This is a genomic window from Paracoccus sp. (in: a-proteobacteria) (genome assembly GCF_032007265.1).
In the GTDB taxonomy this organism is placed as follows: Bacteria; Pseudomonadota; Alphaproteobacteria; order Rhodobacterales; family Rhodobacteraceae; genus Paracoccus.
This window is the reverse complement of the sequence record NZ_DALZMB010000118.1, coordinates 1-11,289: the sequence shown is the minus strand read 5'-3', so window position 1 is coordinate 11,289 and position 11,289 is coordinate 1. Positions and strand designations below refer to the sequence as shown.

Annotated in this window: 12 protein-coding genes; 7 read left to right on the top strand and 5 right to left on the bottom strand. The window is 58.2% G+C overall.

The genetic code is table 11. From position 1 onward, the window contains the following. The coding region (locus tag RTS12_RS17910; protein ID WP_312530947.1) for a PLP-dependent aminotransferase family protein at nucleotides 1-843 on the top strand (843 nt) is incomplete at its 5' end. 174 nt (nucleotides 844-1,017) lie between these two features. Here RTS12_RS17910 and RTS12_RS17905 read toward each other — a convergent pair. Continuing rightward, entirely contained in the window at nucleotides 1,018-1,224 is a 207-nt protein-coding gene (locus RTS12_RS17905; protein ID WP_312530945.1) for a cold-shock protein, read from the bottom strand. 456 nt (nucleotides 1,225-1,680) lie between these two features. On the opposite strand from RTS12_RS17905, the gene RTS12_RS17900 reads away from it, so the two are divergent. From RTS12_RS17900 to RTS12_RS17875, 6 genes are all read left to right on the top strand, one after another. Then, nucleotides 1,681-2,736 (top strand): sn-glycerol-3-phosphate ABC transporter ATP-binding protein UgpC, encoded by a 1,056-nt coding sequence (locus RTS12_RS17900; protein WP_312530944.1) that lies wholly within the window; start codon nucleotides 1,681-1,683, stop codon nucleotides 2,734-2,736. 85 nt (nucleotides 2,737-2,821) lie between these two features. Continuing rightward, a complete protein-coding gene (locus RTS12_RS17895; RefSeq protein WP_312530942.1) occupies nucleotides 2,822-4,138 on the top strand; it encodes an extracellular solute-binding protein in 1,317 nt (438 codons plus the stop codon). A gap of 83 nt (nucleotides 4,139-4,221) precedes the next feature. Beyond that, nucleotides 4,222-5,160, top strand: a complete 939-nt coding sequence (locus RTS12_RS17890) for a sugar ABC transporter permease (protein WP_312530940.1) — start codon at nucleotides 4,222-4,224, stop codon at nucleotides 5,158-5,160. Nucleotides 5,161-5,169: 9 nt separating this feature from the next. Further along, nucleotides 5,170-6,048: a carbohydrate ABC transporter permease gene (locus tag RTS12_RS17885; RefSeq protein WP_312530939.1), complete on the top strand. Its 879-nt coding sequence runs from the start codon at nucleotides 5,170-5,172 to the stop codon at nucleotides 6,046-6,048. Nucleotides 6,049-6,117: 69 nt separating this feature from the next. Further along, nucleotides 6,118-7,104 (top strand): cation diffusion facilitator family transporter, encoded by a 987-nt coding sequence (locus RTS12_RS17880; RefSeq protein ID WP_312530938.1) that lies wholly within the window; start codon nucleotides 6,118-6,120, stop codon nucleotides 7,102-7,104. After that, nucleotides 7,101-7,478, top strand: a complete 378-nt coding sequence (locus RTS12_RS17875) for a metalloregulator ArsR/SmtB family transcription factor (RefSeq protein ID WP_312530936.1) — start codon at nucleotides 7,101-7,103, stop codon at nucleotides 7,476-7,478. The genes RTS12_RS17880 and RTS12_RS17875 overlap by 4 nt, the downstream gene beginning before the upstream one ends. Here RTS12_RS17875 and phnE (RTS12_RS17870) read toward each other — a convergent pair. The 4 genes from phnE (RTS12_RS17870) to RTS12_RS17855 form a co-directional block, all read right to left on the bottom strand. Further along, nucleotides 7,468-8,769 carry a phosphonate ABC transporter, permease protein PhnE gene (phnE, locus tag RTS12_RS17870; protein ID WP_312530934.1) on the bottom strand — a complete coding sequence of 434 codons (1,302 nt, stop codon included), beginning with the start codon at nucleotides 8,767-8,769 and terminating at the stop codon, nucleotides 7,468-7,470. The two genes, RTS12_RS17875 and phnE (RTS12_RS17870), sit on opposite strands and share 11 nt — an antisense overlap. After that, nucleotides 8,766-9,614 carry a phosphonate ABC transporter, permease protein PhnE gene (phnE, locus tag RTS12_RS17865; RefSeq protein ID WP_312530932.1) on the bottom strand — a complete coding sequence of 283 codons (849 nt, stop codon included), beginning with the start codon at nucleotides 9,612-9,614 and terminating at the stop codon, nucleotides 8,766-8,768. The genes phnE (RTS12_RS17870) and phnE (RTS12_RS17865) overlap by 4 nt, the downstream gene beginning before the upstream one ends. 57 nt (nucleotides 9,615-9,671) lie before the next feature. Beyond that, entirely contained in the window at nucleotides 9,672-10,580 is a 909-nt protein-coding gene (gene phnD / locus RTS12_RS17860; protein WP_312530929.1) for a phosphonate ABC transporter substrate-binding protein, read from the bottom strand. Between the two features lie 23 nt (nucleotides 10,581-10,603). Next, nucleotides 10,604-11,289, bottom strand: a 686-nt coding sequence (locus RTS12_RS17855; RefSeq protein ID WP_312530927.1) for a phosphonate ABC transporter ATP-binding protein, incomplete at its 5' end; no start/stop codon positions are given.

The following is an 11,289-nucleotide window of genomic DNA, read 5'->3' as shown; positions in this document are numbered from 1 at the left end:
GCCCCGACCTATTTGGGCGCGCTTGGCGCCTTCAACGCCTATGAGCCGCATTATGATCGGCTGGACCCTTTCGCCAATGAGCCCCTGTCCGAGATCGCTGCGCGCGCCGAGCAGGTCAGCGGTGGCAAGGGCAAAGTCAAGTTCTCATATCTTTCCGCAGATTTTGCCAATCCGACCGGCGAGACCCTGTCGCTTGAGGCCCGTAACCAGGTGCTGGATCAGGCCGAGGAGATGGGCATCGCAGTGATCGAGGATGGCGCCTATCAATCTTTGCGCTTTGACGGCACGCCCATTGCTCCGATCATCGCGCTGGATATTCAGCGCCACGGCAGCATCGAAAAGACGCGCACCATCTATTGCGGGTCTTTCTCGAAAACGCTGGCGCCGGGGCTGCGGGTGGGCTGGGTCTGCGCCTCGAAAGAGGTCATCAGCAAGCTGGTCTTGATGAAACAGGCGGCTGATCTGCACTCGCCCACGCTTAGCCAGATGGCCACGAACTTCGTTGCCAGAGAGATCTTTGACGAGCATGTCGCCAAGATCGGCGCGGTCTATCAGTCGCGTCGCGACCGGATGTTGGCCGCACTTGCACGCGAAATGCCCGAAGGCGTCACCTTTACCCGGCCCGAAGGCGGGATGTTCATCTGGGTGACGGTCGATCCGGCACTGGACGCGGCCAAGCTTTTGGCCCGTGCGGTCTCGGATTATCGCATCGCCTTCGTGCCGGGCGGGGCATTTTACGCTGATGGCTCCCGCTTGAACTCGATGCGCCTCAGCTATTCTTGCGCCTCGGACGCCCAGATCGACGAGGGTATCAAGCGGCTGGGACAATTGCTGCGCGACTAAGTCTAGAAAGCAGCTGCGCGCTATGTCGGAATTCGGCAAGCGCGCAGTTTGCGTGCGGCTTGCCTGACCCGCCACAAGCCTATTGCCCATAAAGTTTACCGGCCAGGTCAAACCCGAAAATGCAAAAAGGCGGCCCCAAGGCCGCCTTTCCGAATTCCATATCTGTCTAAAAGATCAGAGGAATTTGATGTTCGTTGCCGATTCGCGACCGTCACGGCTGGTCTCGATGTCGAACGAAACTGCCTGGCCATCACGCGGATGAGCAAGGCCAGCGCGCTCGATTGCCGAGATGTGCAGGAACACGTCGCGGTTGCCGCTTTCCGGCTGAATGAAACCGAAGCCTTTGGTGGCGTTGAACCATTTCACGGTGCCGTTGGCCATCGTGAGATCTCCTTAAATGTATCGTCCGCGGAACTGCGACGATTTAGCGCCAGTCAAGTCAAACTCGAAAACTGAAGCCGGTTTAAGGAAACAGGTCGAAGAAGAGATAACGCAGCAACCCATTTGTAGACGATTCCCGATCACAAAACAATAACTGAGTGCGGTCGTTGGAATTTTACTGCTGATACTGGTGTCTCGAATGCCACAATATGGCTTTCGATCATGCTGCTGCACCCCCAATAGACTGCAGTTTCGCGCCTTGCAAGACCATCAAAAAGGCAGGTTTGCCCCATCAAAACTAGGCAAACGAGACCGGCCAACTGCCAGCGCGCCCACCCCCGGCAACCCCCGTCATCGCGGAATGAAAAATAAGAAGCCCGATTCAACAAAGGCTTGCCCGATGATTGTCATGGGCTAACATCCCGAAAGATCAGATGCCTTTGGGAGGAGGGATCAGTGGCTTCAGTGACCATTGACGACGTGCGCAAATCCTATGGCGCCGTAGAGGTGCTGCATGGCATCAATATCGATATCAACGAAGGCGAATTCGTCGTTTTGGTCGGCCCCTCGGGCTGTGGCAAGTCGACCCTTCTGCGTATGTTGGCGGGGCTTGAACATATCTCTGGCGGCGAAATCCGCATCGGCGAGCGGGTGGTCAACGACCTGCCTCCGAAAGAGCGTGATATTGCAATGGTGTTTCAGAACTATGCGCTTTATCCGCATCTTTCTGTCGCAGAGAATATGGGGTTTTCGCTCAAGCTAGCCGGAAAATCCAAGGCTGAGATCGCAGAAAAGGTGCGCCCTGCGGCCGAGATCCTGGGGCTTGAACATCTGCTAGAGCGCTATCCCCGGCAGCTGTCGGGTGGTCAGCGGCAAAGGGTTGCGATGGGGCGGGCCATTGTTCGCAACCCGCAGGTCTTTCTGTTTGACGAGCCCCTATCGAACCTCGACGCGAAACTGCGCGTCACGATGCGAACGGAAATCAAGAACCTGCATCAACGGCTTAAGACCACCACCGTCTATGTCACCCATGATCAGATCGAGGCCATGACCATGGCCGATAAAATCGTCGTCATGCATGATGGTATTGTCGAACAGATCGGGGCGCCGCTGGATCTGTATGATCGTCCGGCCAATCTGTTTGTCGCGGGCTTCATCGGCAGCCCTGCCATGAATATGATCCCGGGCGAGATCGTGGATGGTGCCTTCCGAGCAGACGATGGCACGATCTTGCCGCTGCACGATACCGGCTCGGCACAGTCTGGGCAAAAGCTGATCTATGGGCTTCGTCCTGAAGCGATCACCCCAGGTGGCACGATCCCTGTGCGCGTTGATGTGACAGAGCCGACCGGGGCTGAAACCTATGTCGTCGGCAATCTGGGCGGGGCGCCCATGACGGGGGTTTTTCGCGACCGCGTCAGCGCAACGCCGGGTCAGGCACTGAACATCTCGATCGACGCAAGTGCAGTGCATCTGTTTGACGCCGAAAGCGGCAAACGCGTGTCGCGCTGATGCGTGAAAATACCTGCGGAGGGTCAAGGAGCCGCAGGGAACAGGGGGCGGGGCAACCGCCATCACCACAGGAGAGGAGGAAGTCATGACCATTGACCGCAGAAAGCTGTTGCAGGCAGGGGCTGCTTTGGCCGCCAGCACAGCGCTGATCGGCCCCTTCCGGGGCGGCCGCGCCATGGCACAAGGTGCCGCGCTGACCTTTAAGCCCGAAGAAGGTGCCAGCCTGCGCCTGCTGCGCTGGGTTCCTTTCGTGACCGGCGAAGAAGAGGCCTGGAACGCCAATACCAAAGCTTTCACTGAATTGACCGGGGTCGAGGTCAAGATTGATCAGGAAAGCTGGGAGGACGTTCGCCCCAAAGCCGCCGTCGCGGCCAATGTGGGAACCGGCCCCGATATGGTGATGGGCTGGTTTGACGACCCGTTCCAATACCCCGACAAACTGGTCGATGTCACCGATCTTTGCACCATGCTGGGTGAAAAGAACGGCGGTTGGTACGACGGTTTGCGCATGTATGGCGAACAGGACGGCAAGTTCATCTCGACCCCTCTTTGCGCGATCGGCAACGCGATCTGCTATCGCGAAAGCCATGTGAAAGCGGCAGGTTTCGACGAATTCCCCACCGATACCGATGGCTTCCTTAAGCTTTGCACCGCAATGAAGGAAAAGGGTACGCCAGCAGGCTTTCCGTTCGGAAAAGCGGTCGGCGACGGCAACAACTTTGCGCATTGGCTACTCTGGAGCCATGGCGGCAAGACCGTTGACGAGCAGGGCAACCCGGCGATCAACAGCCCCGAAACCGCAGCCGCCATCGAATATGCCAAAAAGCTGTACGCGACCTTTATCCCGGGCACCGAAAGCTGGCTGGACATCAATAACAACCGCGCCTTCCTGGCCGGGGATGTCTCGCTGACTGCCAATGGCGTCTCGCTGTATTATGCCGCGCTTAAGGATGAGGCACTCAAGGATCTGGCAGCGGATATTCGCACCCATATTCTGCCAATCGGTCCGGTCGGCAAATCGGTCGAACTTCACCAGACCTCAACGATCTCGATCTTCAAGCACTGCAAATATCCCAATGCTGCAAAGGCTTATCTCGAGTTCATGTATGGTGCCGACCGTATGAACGCCTGGCTTGAAGGGGCAAGTGCCTATTGCTGCCAAGCGCTTAAGGGCTTTGCCAACAACCCGGTCTGGACCTCGAACCCCATCCACGCACCCTATGCGAAAGCCTCGGAATCTCTGCGTGTGAACGGCTTTGCGGGGCCTTTGGGGCCGGCATCAGCAGGCGTCATGGCCGATTATGTTCTGGTCGACATGTTTGCCGAAGCCGTCACCGGCCAGCGCACCACCGAAGAGGCCATTGCCAACGCCGAGCGTCGCATCGCGCGCTATTATCGCTAGGCTTGATCTGGCTTGTCTGAACGCGAAAGGGGCGCCCCCGCCCCTTTCTATTCGCCCCTTTCCCATGCGCCAAGGAGTGGAAGATGACCACCTTGCCAGACCCGCCCAAACCCGCGCGGCGGTCGTTTTTTGAACGCCTCGGCGAAAGCCGAAATGGGCTTGGCCTGGTTTTCATGCTGCCCTCTGCCGTCTTTTTGCTCTGCTTTTTGACCTATCCTCTGGGTCTGGGCGTCTGGCTGGGCTTTACCGACACCAAAATCGGCCGCCCCGGTGTGTTTATCGGCCTCGAGAATTACGAATGGCTTTGGAATGACACCATCTTCTGGCTCGCAGTGTTCAACACGCTCTTTTACACCACTGTGGCCTCGATCCTGAAATTCGGTCTTGGTCTGTGGTTGGCGCTTTTGCTGAACAGAAACCTGCCTTTCAAGAACTTTTTCCGGGCGGTCATCTTGCTGCCTTGGGTTGTGCCGACCGTGCTGTCAGCAATGGCATTTTGGTGGATCTTCGACTCGCAATTCTCAATCATTTCATGGGTATTGATGAAGTGGGGCGTGATCAGCCAGCCGATCAACTTTCTGGGCGACCCGTGGAATGCACGCTTTTCGGTGATCGCTGCCAACGTCTGGCGCGGCATTCCTTTTGTCGCGATCTCGCTGCTGGCCGGGCTGCAAACCATCCCGCAATCACTGACCGAGGCCGCGGCCATTGACGGCGCCACCCCCTGGCAAATGTTTCGGAAAGTCACCCTGCCCCTGCTGACGCCGATCATTGCGGTGGTGATGACCTTTTCGGTTCTGTTCACCTTTACCGATTTCCAGCTGATTTACGTTTTGACCCGCGGCGGTCCGGTCAACGCGACCCATTTGATGGCGACCCTGTCGTTCCAGCGCGCCATTCCGGGCGGACAATTGGGCGAGGGGGCGGCAATTGCCGTCGCCATGATCCCGTTCCTGCTTGCGGCCATCCTGTTCAGCTTCTTCGGCCTTCAGCGCCGCAAGTGGCAGCAGGGCAATGATTAAGAGGGCATGATGGCAAAGAATTCCGAAGATAATGTCGAAGCCATGGCCCAATATGAAAGCCGCGCCCGCCGCATTCTGGTGGTCTGGCTGCCTATGGCCTGCTTCATGTTCGTGCTGCTGTTTCCCTTTTATTGGATGGCAATCACAGCGGTGAAACCGAACTATCAACTGACGGATTACCGCAACTATAACCCGCTTTGGGTGGTCGAGCCGACGCTGCGCCACATCAAATATCTGCTTTTCGAAACCAGCTATCCGGCATGGATGTGGAATACTGTGATCGTCTCGGTGGCCTCGACGGTGATCTCGCTGATCGCATCGGTGCTGGCGGCCTATGCGATTGAGCGGCTGCGCTTCAAAGGTGCGCGCATCACGGGTCTGTTGATCTTTCTTGCCTATCTCGTGCCGCCCTCGATCCTGTTCATCCCATTGGCTTTCATCGTCTTTCAGGTCGGAATTTTCGATTCACGTCTGGCGCTGATCCTGACCTATCCAACCTTCCTGATCCCGTTTTGCACCTGGCTTTTGATGGGCTATTTCCGCTCTATTCCCTACGAGCTAGAGGAATCCGCTTTGGTTGACGGGGCGTCGCGCTGGCAAATTCTGACGAAGATCGTCCTGCCTTTGGCGGTGCCTGGACTGATTTCGGCGGGGATCTTTGCCTTCACCTTGTCCTGGAACGAGTTCATCTATGCGCTGACCTTTATTTCCTCATCCGAAAACAAGACGGTGCCAGTGGGCGTTCTGACCGAGCTGGTCCGAGGCGACATCTATGAATGGGGCGCATTGATGAGCGGCGCGCTGCTGGGATCGCTTCCGGTCGTCATCCTTTATTCCTTTTTCGTGGATTATTACGTTTCGTCCATGACGGGGGCGGTCAAGGAATAATGCTGGCAGGCGCACAACAATCGACGTATGAATAGATATTCATACGTCGATTCTAAGGCGAGCGCCCCGATGACCCAGCATGCTCACACCGACCACAACCATGGTGATCAAAATGATGGTGATCACGGCCACGACCATTCGGGCCATGATCATGATCACACCCCCAAGATAACCACTGACAACGAAAAAAAGGTTCTGCTGGCACTTAGCATCACCGGCATTTTCATGGTGGTGGAATGTATCGGCGGCTATCTGTCCGGCTCGCTCGCGCTTTTGGCGGATGCGGGGCATATGCTGACCGATACTGCCGCACTTGCGCTCTCCTATCTTGCGTTTCGTTTTGGTCGCAAGGCGGCGGATGGGCAGCGGACCTTTGGCTATTTGCGCCTTGAGGTGGTGGCGGCTTTCGTCAACGCACTGGCGCTGTTTGCCATCGTCTTTTGGATCGCCTTTGAGGCGTGGCACCGCTTTACCGCCCCCAGCGAAATTCTGGCTGGCCCGATGTTGGCGGTCGCCGTTTTGGGGCTGGTGGCCAACCTTGTGGTGCTTGGCATTCTCAGATCGGGCGATCATGACCATGTCAATATTCAAGGCGCCACGTTGCATGTGATCGGCGACTTGCTGGGCTCGGTCGGGGCGATCGGGGCGGCATTGGTGATCTGGCTGACGGGCTGGACCCCGATTGACCCGATCCTGTCCGTCGTGGTCTCTATCCTGATTTTGCGCAGCGCGTGGTTCTTGGCCAAACGCTCGTTGAATATCTTGCTGGAAGGGGCCCCCGAAAAGATCTCAAGCGATGACATCCGCAACCATGTCATGGCGAACTTCCCCTCTGAGGTCGCCGAGGTGGATCATATCCACATCTGGCAGATCACCCATCAGCGGGTCTTGGCGACCCTGCATGTACGGCCCCAATCTGGCGCCCAGATCAAGGATCTGTCGATACGTGTGGCCAATGCTTTGCACGACCAGTTCGAGATCGAACATACGACCGTCGCTTTGGATTGGACGGGGGATGGCGCAAGCTGCAGCCTGACGCTACGAGGCGCGTCATGAATGATCCCATCCCCGTCCCCTGCCCCTTGGTCCTAAGTCAGCCAGAAACTGCCGTTCTGGCAGAAACATTCAAGCTTTTGGGCGATACGACGCGGCTCAGTATTTTGCTGTGCTGCCTGAATGGCTCTCGCTCGGTCGGTCAGATTGCCGAGGCGTTAGACCAATCGCAATCGCTGATCAGCCACCATCTGCGCCTGTTGCGATCTGCACGGCTGGTGCGTGGCGAGCGTCAGTCGCGGCAGGTCTTTTACAGCCTCAGCGATGCCCATGTCCGCGATATGCTGCATGACATGGCCCATCACATCGCCGAAGAGCGCCCACCCGCGCCGGACCAACCGCTTGCCGACGCGCCAAATGCCGCCCTTAGCCCTTGATCAGGCGACGGCGCAACACGGATGACAGCCAATCCATGGCCATAACCACCAGAACAATCAGAGCGATGTAATAGGCCACATGCTCCCAATCTTGCTGGGTCTGTATGGCCTGCGTCAGCAGCAAGCCGATGCCGCCACCTACGATTGCGCCGATCACCGTTGCCCCGCGCGTGTTGGATTCTAGGAAATACAACACCTGTGACAACACAACCGGCGCGACCTGCGGCAGCACCCCCCAACGTGCGCGCTGCAACGGCCCTGCCCCGGTCGAGCGCAAACCCTCGACTTGCTTGGGATCGATATTCTCTAAGGATTCCGAGAAAAGCTTGCCGAAACTGCCCGTGTCGGTCAGCAAGATTGCCAGGCTGCCCGTCAGCGGTCCCGGCCCAAAGGCGCGCGACAAAATGATTGTCCAGATCAGCCCGTCGACGCCGCGCAGGAAGTCAAACAGCCGCCGCGCGGCCTGACGTAACAGGCGCGAGACCCCGAAATTGCTGGCCGCGACAAAGGCCAGGGGCAGCGCGATCAGTGCCGCGCCACATGTTCCAAGAAAGGCCATTAGCAAGGTTTCGGCCAAGGCCCAAAAGACATCGCCGTGATGCCAGACCTTATTGGTCCAAAAATCATGTGCCATCGCGCCGATCTGCGCGGGATCTTGGATTGCAACCCCGGCCAAGGCCAGCGGCCCCATACCGTGAAAACGGCTGTCGAGGGTGAAAAAGAACAGCTCCCATCCGGCAAAACGCCGTGTCACCTCGGCACGGGTCTTGGTGACGCTCACGCGTGCCGAGCCAAGCGCCAGATCGACCCGTGTCGGCGAGGCAGAGACCCAATCCTCTGTCCCATCCACGCCCTGCCAGGTGATCCCCGAACGCAACGGCGTGATGGTGATCGGCGCATGTCCCTCGCGGTCGACCTGAATACGGCCCTCTTGCAGCAAGACCACCGCATCTGGCAAACCAACCCGCGTCACCGCGCCTTCGCGGTGCACCCAGGCGGGCTCTTGCCCCTCGGAATAGGTCATCTTTCGGCTGCCCTCGATCGCGGTCGTGACCAATCCCGATCGGCTGTCCAAGGTGACATGGGTCTTGTATGACCAGAAATCGCGCAGCAATAGCGCCGCGTTATCGGTGCGGGCGCGACCTGCCACCCCCGCCAGATCAAAGGCGAAAACGATATAGATCAGATAGATGATCACCCCGGTCGGGATGGCCATCGTGCGCAGGCTGCGCTTGCGGATCAGATTTTGCGCAAGAGTTTCAATTGGCGCGGTTTGGGCTGAACTCGTCATGCTGCTGCACCATGGATCAATCGGTTACGGATCACGCTAGAGGCTTGGTCGATTGCGACGATGGTCAAAAACAGCAGCAGGAAAATCGAGGCCGCCGCGTCAAACCGACCCGGCCCCCAGGAAATCGCGTTGCGCAGCTCATAGCCGATGCCGCCCGCGCCGACGAAACCCAAGATCGCGCTGGCACGTATGTTGATCTCAAAACGCAGCAGCGCATAGCCCAACCAATTGGGTGCAACCTGCGGCATGATCGCCAGCCACATTCGCTGAAGCCAGCCAGCCCCGACACTTTCCAGCCCTTCGACGGGTTTAAGATCGGCGTTTTCAACGACTTCCGAGAACAGTTTCCCCAAGGCGCCGGTCGTGTGAAAGGCAATGGCAATCATCGCCGGAACCGGACCGCCGCCCAGAACAAAGATCAAGATCAGCGCGATCACCACTTCGGGGACCGCGCGCATGATATCCAGCAGCCTGCGGATCGGCGCGACCAGAAGGGGCCAGGGCGAAAGATCGCGTGTGCCCAAAAGCGCCAAAACCCCGCCGCCAATTCCGCCCACAAGCGTCGAGACTGCGGCGATATTCAGCGTCTCGATCAGGGCTGGCAGATAGTGCCAAAGCAAGCCGGGTATTTTCGCGGATTTGGCCCATGCCTCTGCGATCAATTCGGCTGGATAGTCAAAAACATGGGGCAAGCCTTGCCAAAAGCCCCCGGCATTGCGCGCATCGGCAAGCTGAAAGCCCCCTGCCAGCAGCGCAAAAAAGACAATCAGCATAAGGCCGGAATACATCCGGCGTCGGCGCACCAGATCCAGATATCGGGATTGAAGGTGATCAAGATCGGTCATCAAAGCCTGCATATGAAAGGGCGGGCAAGGTTCCCCCTGCCCACCTGGTTGGACATTTTACTGCGCGGCAAGTTCGGCTTTGCGAACGTCGATGATGGTGGAATAAGCGTCGTGGGTGACGGGCTTGAAGCCTGCTGTTTCGCCCGCAGCCACGCCGTAAAGGCAGTCTTTGTCCACATCGCCCAAATTGGCCAACAGGGCGGTAAACTTGTCCTTTACATCGGCAGGCAGCGCTTTGCGCAGGACGAAGGGACCTTCGGGAATGGGCTTGGATTTCCAGATCTCGACGATCTGGTTCATGTCGACCAAGCCCGCATCAGCGGCCTTGCGCAACGCCCCCGAATTATAGCCATCGGCCCAATCCCCCTGCCCGTCGGCCCAGGTCACACCCGCATCCACATCGCCGTTCTTGACCGCGATAATCGTTTGCTCGTGGCCACCCGTGAACTTGATGTCGCTGAAATATTCGCCGGGTTTCATCGAAAAGCCCTCGGCCGGGATTTCAACCAGCGGGATCAGATAGCCCGAGGTCGAGTTGGGATCACCAAAGCCAAAGCTTTTGCCCTTCATGTCTTTGAGCGAGGTGATGCCGCTGTCGGCCTTGGCAAAACCGATCGAATGATAGGTGGTCGAGCCGTCAAGATTTGCCTTCACCAGAACCGGCTCGACCGCGTCGGCATTGGTCAGATAGATCTTGGCATAGCCCGAGGCCCCCAACAGCGCCGCATCCAGCGTTCCGCCCAGAAGGCCCTGAATGACGCCGTCATAATCGGCAGGGGTAAACAGTTTGACCGGAACGCCAAGCGCCTCTTCGGTCCGGGTTTGCAGACAGGTATTCGCGGTCATGCGATCTTGCGCATTCTCGCCGCCAAGAACGCCGATATTGAATTGCTTGATCGTCTCCTGCGCGGTGGCGGGCAAAGCCAGCGCGGTTGAAACCGTCAGGGCAAGGGCGAGGGATTTCATCGGTAAACTCCGGTTTGTCGGGGTTAATCAGCCAGCAGCTTGGCTGCATAGGCATCGTCACGCGCGATCGGTTCTGCCCGTTCCAGCGCGGCGATTTCGGTCGAGGTTGCAGCCTCGGAAAAGTCATGGCCCGCGCCGTAGATGTCGCGCGCCGCAGCCGGCGTCAAAAGCGCGGGCGGGCCGTCAAAGACAATACGGCCCTGACGCATGCCGATCACACGGTCACAATAGCGACGTGCCGTATCCAGCGTGTGCAGATTGGCGATCACGCTGCGGCCATCCTCTTCGTGGATCTGGCGCAAAGCGCGCATCACGATCTGGGCATTCATCGGGTCAAGGCTGGCAATCGGCTCATCGGCAAGGATGATTTTGGGATCTTGCATCAAGGCACGCGCAATCGCGACGCGCTGCTGTTGGCCGCCCGACAAAGCCTCGGCGCGTTTAGCTGCCTGTTCGGCGATCCCAAGTCGGTCAAGGATGGAAACTGCCCGCGAAATATCCTCGCGGGGCCATAGGTTGAAAACGGTGGCGGCCATGCCGCGCCGGTTCAACAGGCCATGCAGCACGTTCGAGACCACATCGATGCGCGGTACCAGGTTGAACTGCTGAAAAATCATGGCGCATTGGCTTTGCCAGGCACGCTTTTCGCCGCCTTTCAGCGTCAAAATATCGCGCCCCTCAAAAAGCATTTGTCCAGAGCTGGCATCGG

Excerpts from the sequence above, each read along its gene's own strand:
- RTS12_RS17905 (WP_312530945.1), bottom strand. The coding sequence starts at position 1,224 with ATGGCCAACGGCACCGTGAAATGGTTCAACGCCACCAAAGGCTTCGGT.
- RTS12_RS17895 (WP_312530942.1), top strand. The coding sequence starts at position 2,822 with ATGACCATTGACCGCAGAAAGCTGTTGCAGGCAGGGGCTGCTTTGGCC.
- RTS12_RS17890 (WP_312530940.1), top strand. The coding sequence starts at position 4,222 with ATGACCACCTTGCCAGACCCGCCCAAACCCGCGCGGCGGTCGTTTTTT.
- RTS12_RS17885 (WP_312530939.1), top strand. The coding sequence starts at position 5,170 with ATGGCAAAGAATTCCGAAGATAATGTCGAAGCCATGGCCCAATATGAA.
- RTS12_RS17880 (WP_312530938.1), top strand. The coding sequence starts at position 6,118 with ATGACCCAGCATGCTCACACCGACCACAACCATGGTGATCAAAATGAT.
- RTS12_RS17875 (WP_312530936.1), top strand. The coding sequence starts at position 7,101 with ATGAATGATCCCATCCCCGTCCCCTGCCCCTTGGTCCTAAGTCAGCCA.
- phnE (WP_312530934.1), bottom strand. The coding sequence starts at position 8,769 with ATGACGAGTTCAGCCCAAACCGCGCCAATTGAAACTCTTGCGCAAAAT.
- phnE (WP_312530932.1), bottom strand. The coding sequence starts at position 9,614 with ATGACCGATCTTGATCACCTTCAATCCCGATATCTGGATCTGGTGCGC.
- phnD (WP_312530929.1), bottom strand. The coding sequence starts at position 10,580 with ATGAAATCCCTCGCCCTTGCCCTGACGGTTTCAACCGCGCTGGCTTTG.